Source organism: Cypionkella sinensis (genome assembly GCF_042646385.1).
Lineage (GTDB): Bacteria > Pseudomonadota > Alphaproteobacteria > Rhodobacterales > Rhodobacteraceae > Cypionkella > Cypionkella sinensis.
In genome coordinates this window covers 1,368,865-1,385,935 of record NZ_JBHRTO010000001.1, presented here as the reverse complement: position 1 = coordinate 1,385,935, position 17,071 = coordinate 1,368,865, and the positions used below count along the sequence as shown (strand labels likewise).

The window sequence follows — 17,071 nt, the reverse complement described above, 5'->3', positions numbered from 1 at the left end:
CCCCCTGCGCTGCGGCGCGGGGCCAAGGCAGCAGCAGGTCGGGGCGGGATATGCTGCGCAGTCTTGATATCCGCGATGTGCTGATCATTGATCGGCTGACGCTTGAATTTGCCCCCGGCCTGAATGTGCTGACCGGCGAAACTGGGGCGGGCAAGTCGATCTTGCTCGATGCCTTGGGCTTTGTGCTGGGCTGGCGGGGCAGGGCCGAACTTGTCCGCGCTGGCGCGGCACAGGGCGAGGTGGTGGCCGAGTTTGACCTGCCCGCAGGCCATGCCGCCCGCGCCGTGCTGGCCGAGGCAGGGTTTGACCACCCCGAAGATTTGATCCTGCGCCGGGTGAATACCGCTGATGGCCGCAAGACCGCCTTTGTCAATGATCGCCGGGTGTCCGGCGATGTGCTGCGCGCGCTGTCCGATACGCTGGTCGAATTGCACGGCCAGAACGACGACCGTGGTCTTTTGAACCCGCGTGGCCACCGCAGCCTGCTGGATGCCTTCGCAGGCTTGGATGTCAGCGCCGCCCGCAGCGCCTGGCGCGCGCAAGCACAAGCGCGCGAGGCTTTGGCCAGTGCCCGCTCTGCGCTGGAACGCGCGCAGGTCGAGGAAGACTTCCTGCGTCATGCCGTGACCGAGTTGGACAAGCTGAACCCGGAAGCGGGCGAAGAGGCCAGCCTCGACGCCCGCCGCCGCGCCATGCAGGGGGCCGAGCGCATCCGCACCGATGTGCAACGCGCGCATTCCGCTTTGGGCGAGGGGGCCGAGGGCGCGATCAGCGATGCCCTGCGCTGGCTGGAAGCTGCCTCAGACCGTGCCGAGGGCCGGCTTGATGCTGCCCTTGCCGCCTTGGGCCGCGCTTTGGTCGAGTTGGGCGAGGCGCAGGATGGCATCGAATCCTGCCTGCGCGGCCTCGATTTTCGCCCCGGCGATCTGGAAGCGTTGGAGGAACGCCTGTTCGCGATCCGCGCGCTGGCGCGCAAACATGGCGTGCTGGCGGATGATCTGGGCAATTTCGCCGAAAATGCCCGCGCGCGGCTGGCGGCGATTGACGGCGGTGCTGCGGGTCTTGCCAAGCTGGAAAAGGCTGTGGCCGAGGCGGAACTCGGCTATCAGCGCGAAGCGATGGCGCTGACGAAAGCTCGCAAAGCCGCCGCCACCCGGCTGGACCGCGCCATGGCTGCCGAACTCGCACCCCTCAAGATGGAACGCGCCGTGTTCAGCACAGAGATCAGCGCTGGTGATCCCGGCCCCGACGGCATGGATGCGGTGCAATTCACCGTTGCCACCAACCCCGGCGCGCCCGCGGGGGCGCTAAACAAGATCGCTTCGGGGGGCGAGCTTTCACGTTTCCTGTTGGCGCTGAAGGTCTGCCTGACCGCCAACACCCCTGGCCTGACGATGATCTTCGACGAGATTGACCGCGGCGTAGGTGGCGCTACTGCGGATGCGGTGGGGCGCCGCCTGAAAGCCCTGTCCAGCACGGCGCAGGTGCTGGTCGTCACCCACAGCCCGCAGGTTGCGGCTTTGGGCAATCATCATTGGCGGGTAGAAAAGCGCGTCAGCAAGGGTCAGACCCTGTCGACCGTGCTGGCGTTGGAACCCGACGCCCGCATTGAGGAAATCGCCCGGATGCTGGCGGGGGACCGTGTTACCGAAGCAGCCCGCGACGCTGCCCGTGCGTTGTTGGAGTAAGCCGAGCGCCGCCGCCAAGCCGGAATGCGCGTGCATTCCGTAGCCGATTTCTGCGTAGAAATTGCCCTTAGCCTGCGGCCTTTGCCATCACGCCAGTCAAATCGCCATAGCCGGTAAAGCGCCGCTCGTAAGCCAGCCCCAACCGCCGCGCGCAATCTTCGGCCTTGGCATCTAAGCTGGGATCATTGGTTTGCGCCTGATACACCAGCTTGGTATAATTGCCGAAATACATGTCGCGCAGTTGCGGATGTTTGTCCAAACCCATCGGGCGCCAGACAAAGGCATCGAACTGCCGCACCAGAAAATCGGTCAGATAAAACGCGGTGAACTCATCAGGGTGTGCGGCAAAGGCGGCATTGCCTTCAAAAAACGAATAACAATGCGGGCCCTCGATCATCTCGACGCCCAATTCCTTGCACTTTTCCAACAAAAGCCCGCCCGTGCCGCAATCGGCATAGAGTACGAAGACACCGGCGTAATCCGCCCGTTGCGCCAAAACGGCTTTCTCGACGGCGGCAGTTATACGCTCGGGATAAAGATGCAAATTGGCGGGCAGGCATTGCAGATCCAGATGATCCCAGCCATTCGCCCGCTTCAGCGCCAATACCTCATGCGCCAGCGCGCCGCAGGCGATCAGCAATACCCGGCCCTGATGCGTGGGGGCCAGCCCCTCGGCCGTCAGAATCTCGTCAGAAATCAATGCCATCGCAGCGTGCGCACGAACAGCGCCAGACAGAGCGCGAACAACCCAAGCCAGGCAAGTGACAACCCCGCCACCTGCACCACCGCAATCGACGCCCCGGCGGCAAGGATCACCCCGAAGATCAGGGCCAGAAAGGTTGGGAGCGGCATGGCATCCTCCTTATGTCGCGGCGCGTGACCGATCACCCGCACCGCTATCCCGTTAAGGTGGCAACTAAAAAGCCCCGGGGCAAGACCCCGAGGCTGTCATCGCACGCTGAAGGCCGTATCAGGCGTTCAACTGATTGTGCTTGCGCAACACCAAGGCCTTGGCAGTTTCCACGGCCACAGCGGCGTCACGGCAATAGGCATCCGCGCCAATCGCCTTGCCGAATTCTTCGTTCAACGGCGCGCCGCCGACCAGAACGATGTATTCCTCGCGCATGCCCTTTTCCTTCATCGTGTCGATCACGACTTTCATATATGGCATCGTGGTGGTCAGCAGCGCCGACATGCCAAGGATATCGGGCTTTTCGGATTCCAGCGCCTCAAGGTATTTCTCGACCGAGTTGTTGATGCCCAGGTCTTTGACCTCAAAGCCCGCGCCTTCCATCATCATGCCGACAAGGTTCTTGCCGATGTCGTGGATGTCGCCTTTGACGGTGCCGATCACCATTTTGCCCATACGCGGCGCGCCGGTTGCGATCAGCAGCGGCTTCAGAATGAACATGCCGCCCTTCATCGCATTCGCAGCCAGCAGCACCTCTGGCACGAACAGGATGCCATCGCGGAAGTCTGCGCCCACGATGGTCATGCCAGCGACAAGCGCCTTGGTCAGCACGTCGTAGGGGGCCCAGCCGCGTTCGATCAGGATGTGGACGCCATCCTCGATCTCTTCTTTCAGACCATCGTAAAGGTCGTCATGCATCTGCAGGACAAGTTCGTCATCGGAAAGATCAGCGAGGATGATTTCGTCGTCGGCCATCTGGGAACTCCTTGGGCGGTTGACAGTGTGATGGGGCCAAAGCCCGCAAGACACTTTGCGAATAGCGACATGCGCCAACAGAAAGCCGACTTCAAGCCGCGCGGCAAGCAGAAAACGCTTGGGATTGTTGCTGTTTTGTTCTAGTTTGGCTGGATGGACAAGCCGGACAGCACAATCATGCCAGGGGTGCGCCCACGCGGGCGCGGCGCGTTGGGCAATGCGGTGGGGCGGTTTGAGGCGGCCACGCGGCTGGCGTTCGAGGATGGCTGGGAGCCCCCGGAAGAGCGGGTTTTGCGCACTGAGGTCCGCACAGAAGCACCACGTTCGGCGATCAGCTACAACCGCTCGCCCGACCTGCCGTTTGATCGCGCGATCAACCCCTATCGCGGCTGCGAACATGGCTGCATCTATTGCTTCGCGCGGCCCAGCCATGCCTTTCTGAACCTGTCGCCCGGATTGGATTTTGAAACCAAACTGATCGCCCGCCCTGGTATCGGTGTTGTGCTGGAGCGTGAGTTACGCGCGAAATCGTATCGGGTGGCGGTGATGGCTTTGGGCACCAACACCGACCCCTATCAACCGATCGAGGCCGAATATCGCGTGATGCGCGAGGTGTTAGAGGTGCTGCGGGCGTTCAAACATCCGGTGGCGATCACCACCAAGGGCACGCTGATTGAGCGCGACATGGATCTGCTGGCGGATATGGCGGCGCAGGGCCTGTGTCGGGTGGGCGTATCGGTGACGACGCTGGACGCCGATCTGTCGCGGCGGATGGAGCCTCGGGTGGCGGCCCCCAAGCGCCGCTTGCAGACCATCGCGCGGCTGGCCGAGGCGGGGATCCCGGTGCGCGCGATGGTGTCGCCGGTGATTCCCGGCCTGACCGATCACGAGTTGGAACCGATCCTGCAAGCCGCGCGCGAGGCGGGCGCTACGGCGGCCAGCTATATCTCGTTGCGACTGCCGCGCGAGGTGTCGGGGCTGTTTCAGGAGTGGCTGGCCGAACATGTGCCAGACCGGGCCGCCAAGGTGATGGGGCGGGTGCGTGCATTGCATGGCGGTATGGATTACGACCCGGCTTTTGGCAAAAGGATGCGGGGAGAGGGCCCTTGGGCAGATCTGCTGGCGCGCCGGTTTCGCGTAGCGGTGGATCGGCTGGGCCTGTCGGTGAAACTGCCGGCGATGCGCTGCGATCTGTTCGCGGTGCCGGCAAGGCCGGGCGATCAGTTGACCTTGTTCTGAACGCCCGCGCAGGGAGCCGATTTCTGCATCAGAAATCGTGCCGGAATTGGGTAAATTCCGGGGCGCTTGGCTCAAGCGCCCCGCATCATATCAGCCGCGCCGCCCGCGCCGCTCGCGCTTGGGATCGCCCGAGGTATCGCCGGTGCCATCCGAAGCCGAGGAAAACGCGCCCAGCTTGGCGGTGATGTCCTCTGGCGAGGGCACCGGGCCTTTCGGTGTGTTCTCCAGCGCGGCGCGCATCGCTTTCAGATGTTCCGGCATGGTGCCACAGCATCCCCCAATGATCCGCACACCGGCGTCGCGCGCCAGCACGGCATATTCGCCCATCAGTTCCGGCGTGCCGTCGTAATGGATATGGCCATCGTGATATTTCGGAATCCCGGCATTGCCCTTGGCGATCAGCGGACGGTGTGAGCCTGTTGCCGCAAAGCCCAACACCGTGCGCATCAGATCCGAGGCCCCAACACCGCAATTCGCGCCAAACGCGATCGGCGGATTGGCCAGCTTCTCGACCATCTCCGCCATCGCCGCCGAAGTGGTGCCCATCATCGTGCGGCCTGCGGTATCAAAACTCATCGTGCCGCACCACGGCATGCCCGCCAAAGCCGCCGCCTCTGCCGCCGCCGCATATTCCTCGGGGGCGGAAATGGTTTCCACCCACAACACATCCGCGCCGCCTTCTTTCAGCCCTTCGGCCTGCTCGTGAAACATCTCAACCGCCGCGCGGTGGGTGAGCGTGCCCATCGGCTCGAAAATCTCACCCGTCGGCCCGACCGAGCCCGCAACCACCACCACACGCCCCGAGGCATCGGCAATCTCACGACCCAAGGCGGCACCCACCCGGTTCAACTCGCGCACCCGGCCTTGCGCGCCGTGCAGCTTCAAACGGCTGGCGTTGCCGCCAAAGGTGTTGGTCAGGAAAATGTCCGATCCGGCATTGACCGCATTGCGATAGAGCGTGCGGATATTGTCCGGCTTGTCGGTGTTCCAGAACTCTGGCGGCTCGCCCGAGGACAGGCCCATGTTGAACAGATTGGTGCCGGTGGCCCCATCGGCCATCAGCCAATCCCGGCTGGCAAGCAGTTTTGAAAGCGCGTCTTGGGCCATGCGATCCTCGTTCATTCGTTCCAGAAACGTGAATTTCACGGTTCAGGTGAACTTCACTTTGAGCCTGTATGTGCCACGCAGGGCAGGGCGAGGCAAATCCATAATCCGCATAACACTATGCGGCGCGGCGCATGTTCGCGAAACCAAAAGGGCCGCGCCCGATCTGGCAGCGGCCCTGATGTGATCGCACGCTTGCGCGAAGGCGATCAGAATTCGTTCATCAACTCGGCTTTGGCGACCGGCAGCAGCTCGGCCATCTTGGCGCGCACCGCATCCGGGCTGGACAGGCTGCCCAGATCGCCCGCGACCTTGCGCACCACATCCTCGATACCGGCTTCTTCGAAATCGGCATTGACCACCGACATGGCGTATTCCGCCGCCGCATCGCCGGTTTTGCCCAACAGGCCCGCAGCCCAAAGCCCGGTCAGCTTGTTGCGGCGTGCCTCGGCGCGAAACTGCATTTCGGCATCATGGGCGTATTTCGATTCAAAAGCGTTTTCGCGGTCGTCGAATGTGGTCATGGCTGGCCCTCTGGGTCATGGAAAGTTACCCTCCATATGCCCATCCCGCGCCCGCCGTTCAAGATAAAAAGCCATTCCCCCGCTGGGGCGCTATGGCTCTGCCCAATGCCCAAGCCTTGCCCCCAGCGGGCGCATCGCATATAGGCTCGGAAAAAGGGCAGGGGTGGCTGGGCCGCCCCCGTTTCCTATTGGTATCGGAGCATCCATGGCGCGCAGGAAGAAGGTTTACGAGGGCAAGGCGAAGATCCTTTACGAAGGGCCGGAACCGGGCACTCTGATCCAGTATTTCAAGGACGATTCCGCGCCCACCGCCGCCGAGGCAACGCCTGCAGCGGTCGAGGGCAAGGGAGTGCTGAACAATCGTCTGTCGGAATTCTTCATGGCTGGGCTGAATGCCATCGGGGTGCCGACGCATTTCATCCGCCGGGTGAACATGCGCGAGCAGCTGGTGCGGATGGCCGAGATCATCCCGCTGGAAGTCGTGGTGCGCAACTTTGCCGCGGGCGAGATTTCGGCGCGATTGGGCATCCCCGAGGGCACGCCGCTGCCGCGCCCGATTGTCGAATACTATCTGAAGGATGATCGGCTGTCGCTGCCGATGGTCGCCGAGGAACATATCGTCGCCTTCGGCTGGGCCACCCAGCAGGATCTCGATGACATCATCGCGCTGGCATTGCGGGTGAATGATTTCATGTCTGGCGTTATGCTGGGCGTGGGCATCCGTCTGGCCGATTTCCGCATCGAGGTGGGCCGGATCTGGGAAGGCGATTACATGCGCCTGATCGTCGCCGACGAGATCAGCCCGGATAGCTGCCGGCTGTGGGATTTGCGCGGTCTGGTTGATCGCGGCGACGGCCAGCCGATCCCCGAACCGGGGCCCTTGGCCGATGTCTACACCGAACTGGCGCGGCGCTTGGGGGTTCTGCCCTCGAATGTGACGCATACGGTAAAGCCGACGTTGATCAACTAGCACTGCGCTCTTCGCTTGGCACTGGGGGCTCGCCCCCAGACCCCGAGGATATTTAAGCAGAGAGGATGACCAAAGGCTCGGCCATCCCGCGATGCCGCGCGCATGCTCCTCTGCGCTTCCACCCTTGTCGAAACCGCCCGATCACGCTAAGGGGGCGCAACCCCCATTTTCGGAGAATGCCATGAAAGCCCGTGTCACCGTCATGTTGAAATCCGGCGTTCTGGATGTGCAGGGCGAGGCGGTGCGCCACGCGCTTGGCACCTTGGGCTTTGCTGGGGTCAATGGCGTGCGTCAGGGCAAGGTGATCGAGCTTGATCTGGCGGAAACCGACAAGGCTGCCGCCGAGACTGCCGTTAAAGCGATGTGCGAAAAGCTGTTGTCGAACACCGTGATCGAAAGCTACCGGGTCGAGTTGCTCTAAACCTGTCAGCTCAAAGGTTAAGGATTGGTTAAATCAGAAAATCAAGCCTTTGAAATATAAAGACTAAAAATAGGTCCCAACTCGGGACCCGCCCTGTCGGGCGTTGCCCTTCATCCGGAGTGCCCCATGCGAGCCGCGATCATTCGGGACTACAACGCCGATCTCAGCCTTGAATCCGTGCCCGATCCGGTCTGCGAAGCCGATGGGGTGGTGCTGAAAACCCTCGCCTGCGGCATTTGCCGGTCAGATTGGCACGGCTGGGTCGGCGAGCATCCAAAGGTGAAACCGGGCGCGATCCCCGGCCATGAATATTGCGGCGAGGTGGTCGAGGCTGGCCCGCTTTCCAAATGGCGGGTGGGGGATCGGGTGATCGCGCCGTTTATCCTGTCTTGTGGGGCCTGCCCGGAATGTCAGTCCGGCCAGACCACGATCTGCAAAAACCAGCGCGTGCCGGGGTTTGGTGAGCCGGGGGCGTATGCCGAATATGTCAGCGCGCCGCATGCCCACAACCTTGCCCGTCTGCCGGATAGTCTGACCCCCGCCTTGGCCGCAGGTCTGGGCTGCCGGGTGACCACCGCCTGGCACGCCCTGACGGGCCGTGCGGCGGTGCAGGCGGGGGAGTGGCTGGCGGTGCATGGCACCGGCGGGATCGGTCTGTCGGTGCTGCTGATCGGTCGCGCCTTGGGCGCGCGGGTGATCGTGGTGGATGTGGTGCCGGAACGGTTGGAACACGCGCTTTCGTTGGGTGCCGAGGCCGCGATTGACGCCCGCGGCGGCGATGCGGCGGCGCAGATCGTGGCACTGACCCAAGGCGGCGCGCATGTCAGTGTCGAGGCTTTGGGGATCGAAGCCACCACCAACGGCTCGATCGAATGCCTGCGCCCGTTGGGGCGGCACGTGCAGGTTGGGCTGCCGGTGGGCCATACCGCGCGGATGGAGATCAACATGAACGCGGTCTATATGAAGCAACTGGCTTTGTATGGCACGCGGGGGATGCCAAGCTGGCGTTATCCGTCCTTGCTGTCGATGATCGAGACGGGCCGCATCGACGTGCGCCCCATCGTGGCGCGGCAGGTTGGGCTGTCGCAGGCCAGTGCTGAGTTGCGGATGTTCAACGCGCCGATGCCGCCCGGTGTGGCGGTGATCACCGATTTTGCCGCCTAGGCGATTTTTTTGACACAACAGTCGCAGCCGGAATTCGTGCGAATTCCGACCGTGGCGACGGGTGTTTTGGGCTGGATGCGGCGCGCGGTTTGCGTTATCCGCAAGCCATCCCAAACTTTCGGAGTGCTGCCCATGAAAGCCGCTGTCGTTACCTTTCCCGGTTCGAACTGCGACCGTGACCTTGCCGTGGCGTTTGAGCGCGCGGGGTTTCAGGTGTCACGGGTTTGGCACAAGGACACCAGCTTGCCCGCAGGGGTGGATGTGGTTGGCGTGCCGGGTGGGTTCTCGTTTGGCGATTACCTGCGCTGTGGGGCTATCGCGGCGCAGTCACCGATTGCGGCGGCCATTCGCGGCCACGCTGGGCGCGGCGGCTATGTGCTGGGGATTTGCAACGGTTTTCAGGTGCTGACCGAGATGCAACTGCTGCCCGGTGCCCTGATGCGCAATGCCGGTTTGAAATTCATCTGCAAAACCATTGGCTTGCAGGTGGCCACCACCGACAGCGCCTTCACCAGCGGCTATGCCAAGGGACAACAGATCGCGGTGCCGGTGGCGCATCATGATGGTAACTACACGATTGATGCCGACGGTCTGGCCGCCCTGCAGGCAGAAGACCGCGTTGCGTTCCGCTACAGCCAGAACCCCAACGGCTCGGCTGCGGATATTGCCGGTGTGCTTTCGGCCAACCGCCGGGTGCTGGGCATGATGCCGCACCCCGAGCGTGTGGTGGATGCCAAAGCGGGCGGCACCGACGGGGCGGCGCTGTTTGCCAGCTTGATGGGCGGGATGGCGCTGGCCTGAGTGCCATCGGCTTGAGGCGGCGCTTGGGCGGGCCTAAACTTGCCCCATGCAAAGCCGCAGCCGATCCAAACGCCAGTCAGACGCCGCACCGGGAAAATCCTGGCGCATTCGATTGGCGGCCACCCTGTTGATATTGCTGGCAATCGGCGTGGTGCTGATCACCAACCGCTGGCTGTCTGAACGCTTTACCGAAACAACCCGAAATCGGGCTGAACTGCGGCTTGCGCTGTATTCGGGCAACATGTTGTCCGAAGTGCAGCGGACGGCAGTGGTGCCGCTGCTGCTGGCCGATGATCCGGCGATTCGCGACTCGCTGAAAAAGAACACCTTTGCGCGCACCAGCTTGCGGCTGATCGAGGTGCAGAAGGAAATCGGCGTGGCGTCGATCCTGCTGCTGGACAAAGACGGCTGGACGGTGGGGGCGACCAACCGCAACCTGCTGGGAACCTCGCACCGCAATGACAGCTATTTTGTTGATGCCAAGCGCACCAAGGACACGGTGTTTTCGGTCACGCCGCAACCCGGCGGCGCCTATGATTTCACCTATTCGCGGGTGATCGAGGCGGATGGTCAGGCCTTGGGTGTGATTGTCGTCGCCGTGGATATGATGAAGCATGAACGCGCTTGGGCGGGCTTGCAGGATGCGGTTCTGGTAACAAATTCCGAGGCCAAGGTGATCTTGGCGACCGAGCCTTCGTGGCGCAGCAAACCCGTGGCCGAGGCACTTTCGCCCACTGACAGCCCCTCGGCACTCGACCGCGCGTTGAAGGGGGCAACGGATTGGGCGCAAAATCCGCCCGATGCCTATGTCTCGGGCGAGGCAGTTTTGCGCACCGAGGCGCGGGTGCCGTTTCAGGGCTGGAAGATGGTGACATTCACCGCCTACGATTCGGTGCGTGAGCGGGTGAATGGCGTGATCGCGCTGGAAATCATGGGTTTCGCGATTCTGACGGCTTTGACGTTTTATGTGCTGTCGCGGCGGGCTTGGTCGCAATCGGTATCGTTCCAGCGCGAGTCGGCCGAGTTGCGCTTATTGAACGCGCGGCTGAGCCGCGAGATTGCCGAGCGCGAAAAGGTGCAGAAGACCTTGGAAGTGGCCGAGTTGACGTTGGCACAATCGTCGAAACTCGCGGCTTTGGGCGAGATGTCAGCAGCCGTCAGCCACGAGTTGAACCAACCGCTTGCCGCGATGAAAACCTACCTCGCGGGGGCACGGCTGCTGTTGCAGCGCAAGCGCCCGGATGAGGCTTTGTCGTCTTTCCAGCGGATTGACGATCTGATCGACCGCATGGGCGCGATCACGCGGCAATTGAAATCCTATGCCCGCAAGGGCGGCGAGGCTTTTGAGCCTGTCGATCTGCGCGCCTGTGTGTCTTCGGCATTGGCGATGATGGAACCACAGTTGAAGCAGCGCGTTGTCAAGATAACCCGCACTGTGCCGCGCCAACCTGTGATGGTGATGGCAGACCGGCTGCGGTTAGAGCAGGTGATCATCAACTTGTTGCGAAATGCCCTGGATGCCACGAAAGACACGCTTGATCCGCACATCGACTTGCTGTTGACGATGGGGGAAAGCGCCACTTTGGCTGTGCATGACAATGGCACTGGGATTGGCGACATCGGCTCTATCTTCGAGCCTTTCTATACGACGAAGAAGCCGGGCGAGGGCGTGGGCCTTGGCTTGGCGATTTCCTCGGGCATCGTGACCGATCTGGGCGGGCGTCTCACAGCGCATAACGCCGAAGCGGGGGGCGCGGTGTTCGAGGTGCAACTGCCCTTGTTGGGCAATCAAGCAAAAGCAGCGGAATGAGGACGGCATGGCACGGGCAATGAAAGTGGCGATTGTGGACGACGAGGCCGATATGCGCGCGTCGATCAGCCAGTGGCTGGCGCTGTCGGGGTTTGACACGGAAACCTATGCGAGTGCGGAAGAGGCGCTGAAGGTGCTGGGGCCGGAATGGCCGGGGGTCGTGGTGTCTGACATCAAGATGCCGGGCATGGATGGCATGGCGTTTCTGAAGCGCCTGATGGGCATGGATTCGGGCTTGCCGGTGATCCTGATCACCGGGCATGGTGATGTGCCGATGGCGGTCGAGGCGATGCGGGTCGGGGCCTATGACTTTCTGGAAAAGCCGTTCAACCCCGATCGGATGACCGAGCTTGCTAAGCGCGCCACAATGGCGCGGCGGCTGACGCTGGACAACCGCGCCTTGCGCAAGGAGTTGTCGGATGGCTCGATCCTGATGAAAAAGCTGGTAGGGGCCAGCCTGGCGATGGAACGGCTGCGCGAGGATATTCTCGATTTAGGTCAAGCCGATAGCCATGTGCTGATTGATGGCGAAACCGGCACAGGCAAGACCTTGGTGGCGCATGCGTTGCATGCTGTGGGGCCGCGTGCTGCGAAGAAGTTCGTCACCGTGTCCTGTGCGGCATGGAGTGAGGATCAACTGGCGGCCAAGCTGTTTGGCCCGTCGGATGACGGCAATCTGCCCTTGGTCGAGGAAGCACGCGGTGGCACACTGTGTCTTGAGGATATCGAGGCGCTGAGCCATCCGCTGCAATCTCGGCTGTTGACGCTGATCAACGAGCAGGGCACGCCGCCGGAAACCCGCATCATCGCGATCTGCAACGAACATGCGCCGGACAAGACGCTCGAGGATGTTCTGCGCTCGGATCTGTTCTACCGCTTGGGAGCGATGACGATCATCTGCCCGCCGCTGCGGGCGCGGGGCGAGGATATTCTGACCCTGTTCACCCGGTCTTCGGAACAATTCGCTGAGGAATACGGCTGCGATGCGCCACAAGTGACGGCACAAGAGGCGGCACAACTGTTGCAAGCGCCTTGGCCGGGCAATGTGCGGCAGTTGGTGAACATCGCCGAACGTGCGGTGCTGCAGAACCGGCGCGGCTCTGGCTCGATCGCCAGCCTGCTAATGGCCGATAACGAGGCTTCGGGGCCGGCGCTGACCACCGAAGGCAAGCCGCTGAAGGATTATGTCGAGGCGTTCGAGCGCATGTTGATCGACAACACCATGCGTCGCCACAAGGGCAGCATCACAAGCGTGATGGATGAACTCTGCCTGCCACGCCGGACGCTGAACGAGAAAATGGCCAAATATGGCTTGCAGCGTCAGGACTATGTGTAGGGTGGGGTTGATCCTGCCTTACAGCACATCCAACACAAATCACCCATTGTCATGGCTGGCTGTTTCCCGTTAGGGTCATAGTCAGGCGACAACATGTCGCCACGGAATTCTCTGCCCTGATGATCTGGCGCGCAAAGCTGCCGAGATTCGGGGTGGTCGGATCGGCTGTAAGGCCGGATTATTGCCCGTAAGTGACTGATAATACAGGAACAGACCGGGCTTTTTAAGGTGGGCCGTGCAAGCGGCCCAAACGTGAACCGCGATGATGTGCGCGACATTGGCAATTCAAGGCGAGGGGTGCCCACCGGGCACGGCCCGCCTATTTGCGTTGCGCGCAGCCGCCCGAACAAGCCGCCTCTTTATGAGAAACAACCCGTCTGGTCCGCCAGACGGGTTTTCGCATGACAGGCGCAATGGATTGATATGTCAAAGAAAATGCTTATCGACGCCACCCATGCCGAGGAGACTCGGGTTGTTGTGGTCGACGGAAACAAGGTCGAAGAGTTCGATTTTGAAACTGTAAACAAGCGCCAGCTTGCTGGTAATATCTACCTTGCAAAGGTCACGCGAGTAGAGCCTTCGCTGCAAGCGGCGTTTGTTGATTATGGCGGCAACCGCCACGGCTTCCTCGCCTTCGCCGAAATTCACCCGGATTATTATCAGATCCCAGTGGCCGACCGCAAAGCCCTGCTGGAGGAAGAACGCGCCTACAACAAGGCGCAGGACGAAGAAGACAACCGCCGTGCGCGTCCGCGTCCGCAGTCGAAACCGCAACAGCGTCCGCGTGCTGAAACGGTCGATGGCGATGCAGTGCAGGTCGCTGAAATCAGTAGCATGGATGTGGTGGATCTGGGCGAAGAAACCGGTGCGGATGCGCTGGTGCAGTCTGCCCCGGCTGAAGTGGCTGAGCAACCGCACCACGATCACGACCACCACGACCATAGCCACACGCATAACGTGGCCTCGGTTGATAATGAGGACGGCGATGCACCGTTCCGCTCGATTGATCACGCCTCGGACACCGATGACGAGATTGAATCGATTGCCGAAGAAGATGTGTCGGAAGAAATCTCGGCCCCGCGCAAACCGCGCGCGCGTCGCTATAAAATTCAGGAAGTGATCAAGGTCCGGCAGATCATGCTGGTGCAGGTGGTCAAGGAAGAACGTGGCAACAAGGGTGCTGCGCTGACCACCTATCTGTCGCTGGCGGGTCGCTACTGTGTGCTGATGCCGAACACCGCCCGCGGTGGCGGGATTTCCCGCAAGATCACCCAAGCCGCCGACCGCAAGAAGCTGAAAGAAATCGCCACCGAAATCGAAGTGCCGGAAGGCGCGGGCCTGATCATTCGGACTGCGGGTGCGAAACGCACCAAGCCCGAGATCAAGCGCGACTACGAGTATCTGATGCGGTTGTGGGAACAGATCCGCGAATTGACCCTCAAATCCATCGCGCCCGCCGCGATCTACGAGGAAGGCAACCTGATCAAACGCACGATCCGCGACCTTTACAGCCGCGAGATTGACGAGATTCTCGTCGAGGGCGAGGCGGGTTATCGCACCGCGAAAGACTTCATGCGGATGATCATGCCCAGCCACGCCAAATCGGTGGTGCGCTATGATGAGCAAACGCCGCTGTTTGCGAAATATCAGGTTGAAAGCTACCTTGGCGGCATGTTCAACCCGACGGTGCAGTTGAAATCCGGCGGCTATATCGTGATCGGCATCACCGAGGCGCTGGTCGCCATTGACGTGAACTCGGGCCGTGCTACGAAAGAGGGGTCCATCGAGGACACCGCTTTGAAGACCAACCTTGAGGCGGCTGAAGAAGTGGCGCGTCAGTTGCGTCTGCGTGACCTCGCGGGCCTGATCGTGATCGACTTCATCGACATGGAAGAGCGCCGCAACAACGCCGCCGTCGAGAAACGCTTGAAAGACAAGCTGAAAACCGACCGCGCGCGGATTCAGGTGGGCCGGATTTCCGGCTTTGGCCTGATGGAAATGTCGCGCCAGCGCCTGCGTCCGGGGATGCTGGAAAGCACGACGCAGCCTTGCTCACATTGCCATGGCACTGGCCTGATCCGCTCGGACGACAGCCTTGGTTTGCAAGTGTTGCGCGCGCTGGAAGAAGAAGGTACCCGCAAGCGCAGCAAGGAAGTGCTGCTGCGCGCGCCGATTGGAATCGTGAACTTCCTGATCAACGGCAAGCGCGAGCATATCGCACTGATCGAGGCGCGATATGGCATGTCGGTGCGGATCGAATGTGATCCGATGATGATCTCGCCCGATTTCTCGATTGAGAAGTTCAAGACCGCGACGCGGGTGGTGCCGGAAGTGTCTTCGGTGATCTCGGGCAATGCCTCGCTGATGGGCGCGCCGGTGGCGGAAGAAGAAGACGAAGATATCATCGACGACGTGGATGAGGTCGAAGAGGCCGAAGTTGCCGAGGTTGCGGCAAGCGCTGTGCCTGCACCTGCTGCGGGAGAGGGTGGCACCAAGAAGCGCCGCCGTCGCCGTCGCCGCAAGAAACCCGGTCAGCCCGGCGAAGCGGTGGTTGGCTCGGATACCGAAGCCGATGATGGCGAGGAAGATGACGGCGACGATGAGGCTGGCAGCGATGCTGGTCACGACGCCCCCACCGCCTTGACCGAAGCGGTGGCTGAAGCACCCGTGGTGCCGGTGGCCGAAGCCCCGGCGAAAAAGCCGACCCGCACCCGCGCGCCGCGTGGCAGCAAATCGGCAGCCGCGCAGGCAGAGGCAGCAGTCGTGGCAGACGCTCCGGCTCCGGTCGATGCGCTGGAAGCCGAAGCTGCCGCAAAGCCTGCCCGCAGCCGTTCGCGCAGCCGCACCGCCAAGGCAGAAGCCGTGGCAGCGGTCGAAGCCCCCGCTGTTGAAGCGGCGCGTGAAGATCTGGTCGCAGCCGAGGAAAAGCCGAAATCCACGCGCAGCCGGTCCAGCCGCAGCAAGCCCAAGGCGGAAGCGGCGGCAGAGAGCGTCGTGTCGGAACCCGCCGCAGCGGTTGAGGCTGCGCCGGTTGTCGAAGCGCCGGTGGTGCAGGCCGAGCCTGTCGCCGCTGCGCCGGTTGAAGCGCCGGTCGCGGTCGAGCCCGCCGAAGAAGATGGCCCGCCGAAGCCGAAGAAACGCGGCTGGTGGTCGCTGGGCCGCTAAGAGGTTCGCGCCAAGTGATACGGCGGCAGGGAAATCTGCCGCCGTTTGCATGTGCGGCGGCTCAGGTGCCGCGCCGGATCAGATAGGCGCTGCCGCCCGCAATCTCGCTTGCGCCCAGAAATTCATGCCCCGCCTCGGCACAGAAATGCGGCAGATCAATCGCCGCCATCGCATCGCTGGCCAGCACCCGCAGCACCTGACCCGCCGTCATCGCCAACAGCCGCTTGCGGGCGCGCAACACGGGCAAGGGGCAGAGCAGCCCCAGGCAATCGACCTCGATATCCCAATCCATGTCTTGCACCCATCCTCTGCGCCCCAATATCCCCGCCGGAGGCGCTGACGCCAGCCCAAAATGCCGCACGCAGACGTGAGGCCCTGCCGCGTGACCTTTGCCGACATCTGCGCTAGGTCAGTCAAAACGGAGTTCGCATGTTCGGCATCGACATCTTTGACGCAAGCCTAATCCCAGCCATGCTGGTGGCGCTGGTTGCGGGAATCCTCTCATTCCTCAGTCCCTGCGTTTTGCCGATTGTGCCGCCATATCTGGCCTATATGTCGGGCATTTCGGTGGCCGAGATGAAAACCGGACGCTCACCGTTGCTGGCCGCGCTGTTTTTCGTGCTCGGGCTGTCCACGGTGTTCTTGCTGCTGGGGCTTGCGGCTTCGGCCTTTGGGGCGTTCTTTCTCGGTAATGCCAGCACATTCGCCACACTGGCGGGCGTGGTGGTGATGATCTTTGGCGCGCATTTTCTGGGCATCTATCGCATCGGCTTTCTGGATCGTGAGATGCGGCTGGACGCGGGCGATCACGGTGGTTCGGCCTTTGGCGCTTACATTCTGGGGCTGGCCTTTGCCTTTGGCTGGACACCCTGCATCGGCCCACAACTGGGCGCGATCCTGTCGCTTGCGGCGCAAGAAGGTAATGTCGAGCGTGGCATGATGCTGCTTGCGGTTTATGCCGCCGGTTTGGGCATCCCATTTCTGCTGGTGGCGGCATTCTTTGCCCGACTTCAGCCGTTTGTCAGCTTTATGAAGCGCCATGCCGAGCGGATCGAAAAGATCATGGGCCTTCTGTTGTGGACAATTGGCCTGTTGATGCTGACCGGCGGCTTTTCCTCATTCTCTTACTGGCTGTTAGAAAATATGCCGTTCCTGGCGGCCTTGGGCTGATTTCTTCCCCTTA

The 17,071-nt window shown here is 62.0% G+C and carries 16 protein-coding genes; 10 read left to right on the top strand and 6 right to left on the bottom strand.

Features of this window, described 5'->3' with window-relative positions; all coding sequences use genetic code 11:
• The first annotated feature begins 50 nt into the window (after positions 1 to 50).
• Positions 51 to 1,688 (top strand): DNA repair protein RecN, encoded by a 1,638-nt coding sequence (gene recN / locus ACFOGH_RS06865; RefSeq protein WP_380072326.1) that lies wholly within the window; start codon positions 51 to 53, stop codon positions 1,686 to 1,688.
• A 67-nt stretch (positions 1,689 to 1,755) separates the two neighbouring features.
• Here the strand turns inward: recN and ACFOGH_RS06860 are convergent, their stop codons facing one another.
• The 3 genes from ACFOGH_RS06860 to ACFOGH_RS06850 all read right to left on the bottom strand — a co-directional run bounded on the left by ACFOGH_RS06860 (position 1,756) and on the right by ACFOGH_RS06850 (position 3,354).
• A complete protein-coding gene (locus ACFOGH_RS06860) occupies positions 1,756 to 2,394 on the bottom strand; it encodes a DUF1638 domain-containing protein (RefSeq protein WP_380072325.1) in 639 nt (212 codons plus the stop codon).
• On the bottom strand, positions 2,385 to 2,540 hold the full coding sequence (locus ACFOGH_RS06855) for a hypothetical protein (protein WP_380072324.1): 156 nt from the start codon (positions 2,538 to 2,540) through the stop codon (positions 2,385 to 2,387). Before ACFOGH_RS06855 ends, ACFOGH_RS06860 begins: the two co-directional genes overlap by 10 nt.
• A gap of 118 nt (positions 2,541 to 2,658) precedes the next feature.
• Positions 2,659 to 3,354, bottom strand: coding sequence for a corrinoid protein (locus ACFOGH_RS06850; protein WP_380072323.1), 696 nt, complete (start codon positions 3,352 to 3,354; stop codon positions 2,659 to 2,661).
• A 177-nt stretch (positions 3,355 to 3,531) separates the two neighbouring features.
• Here ACFOGH_RS06850 and ACFOGH_RS06845 point away from each other — a divergent pair, with 177 nt between their 5' ends.
• On the top strand, positions 3,532 to 4,593 hold the full coding sequence (locus tag ACFOGH_RS06845) for a PA0069 family radical SAM protein (protein WP_380072322.1): 1,062 nt from the start codon (positions 3,532 to 3,534) through the stop codon (positions 4,591 to 4,593).
• 90 nt (positions 4,594 to 4,683) lie between these two features.
• Here ACFOGH_RS06845 and bmt read toward each other — a convergent pair whose 3' ends face one another.
• Both bmt and ACFOGH_RS06835 read right to left on the bottom strand, forming a co-directional pair.
• Positions 4,684 to 5,700, bottom strand: coding sequence for a betaine--homocysteine S-methyltransferase (bmt, locus tag ACFOGH_RS06840; protein WP_380073974.1), 1,017 nt, complete (start codon positions 5,698 to 5,700; stop codon positions 4,684 to 4,686).
• Positions 5,701 to 5,906: 206 nt separating this feature from the next.
• Complete coding sequence (locus ACFOGH_RS06835) at positions 5,907 to 6,221, bottom strand: DUF1476 domain-containing protein (protein ID WP_380072321.1); 315 nt, start codon at positions 6,219 to 6,221, stop codon at positions 5,907 to 5,909.
• Between the two features lie 205 nt (positions 6,222 to 6,426).
• Between ACFOGH_RS06835 and ACFOGH_RS06830 the strand changes: the two genes are divergently transcribed.
• From ACFOGH_RS06830 to ACFOGH_RS06800, 7 genes are all read left to right on the top strand, one after another.
• On the top strand, positions 6,427 to 7,191 hold the full coding sequence (locus tag ACFOGH_RS06830; protein ID WP_380072320.1) for a phosphoribosylaminoimidazolesuccinocarboxamide synthase: 765 nt from the start codon (positions 6,427 to 6,429) through the stop codon (positions 7,189 to 7,191).
• A gap of 181 nt (positions 7,192 to 7,372) precedes the next feature.
• Positions 7,373 to 7,612, top strand: coding sequence for a phosphoribosylformylglycinamidine synthase subunit PurS (purS, locus tag ACFOGH_RS06825; protein ID WP_380072319.1), 240 nt, complete (start codon positions 7,373 to 7,375; stop codon positions 7,610 to 7,612).
• Between the two features lie 126 nt (positions 7,613 to 7,738).
• On the top strand, positions 7,739 to 8,776 hold the full coding sequence (locus tag ACFOGH_RS06820; RefSeq protein WP_380072318.1) for a zinc-dependent alcohol dehydrogenase family protein: 1,038 nt from the start codon (positions 7,739 to 7,741) through the stop codon (positions 8,774 to 8,776).
• Positions 8,777 to 8,908: 132 nt separating this feature from the next.
• Positions 8,909 to 9,577 (top strand): phosphoribosylformylglycinamidine synthase subunit PurQ, encoded by a 669-nt coding sequence (gene purQ / locus ACFOGH_RS06815; RefSeq protein WP_380072317.1) that lies wholly within the window; start codon positions 8,909 to 8,911, stop codon positions 9,575 to 9,577.
• 46 nt (positions 9,578 to 9,623) lie between these two features.
• A complete protein-coding gene (locus ACFOGH_RS06810) occupies positions 9,624 to 11,387 on the top strand; it encodes an ATP-binding protein (protein WP_380072316.1) in 1,764 nt (587 codons plus the stop codon).
• Between the two features lie 7 nt (positions 11,388 to 11,394).
• Positions 11,395 to 12,723, top strand: coding sequence for a sigma-54-dependent transcriptional regulator (locus ACFOGH_RS06805; protein WP_380072315.1), 1,329 nt, complete (start codon positions 11,395 to 11,397; stop codon positions 12,721 to 12,723).
• Positions 12,724 to 13,146: 423 nt separating this feature from the next.
• Complete coding sequence (locus tag ACFOGH_RS06800) at positions 13,147 to 15,888, top strand: Rne/Rng family ribonuclease (protein ID WP_380072314.1); 2,742 nt, start codon at positions 13,147 to 13,149, stop codon at positions 15,886 to 15,888.
• A gap of 61 nt (positions 15,889 to 15,949) precedes the next feature.
• Here ACFOGH_RS06800 and ACFOGH_RS06795 read toward each other — a convergent pair whose 3' ends face one another.
• Entirely contained in the window at positions 15,950 to 16,180 is a 231-nt protein-coding gene (locus ACFOGH_RS06795; RefSeq protein WP_380072313.1) for a sulfurtransferase TusA family protein, read from the bottom strand.
• 137 nt (positions 16,181 to 16,317) lie between these two features.
• Here ACFOGH_RS06795 and ACFOGH_RS06790 point away from each other — a divergent pair, with 137 nt between their 5' ends.
• Positions 16,318 to 17,058 carry a cytochrome c biogenesis CcdA family protein gene (locus tag ACFOGH_RS06790; RefSeq protein ID WP_380072312.1) on the top strand — a complete coding sequence of 247 codons (741 nt, stop codon included), beginning with the start codon at positions 16,318 to 16,320 and terminating at the stop codon, positions 17,056 to 17,058.
• Positions 17,059 to 17,071 lie beyond the last annotated feature (13 nt).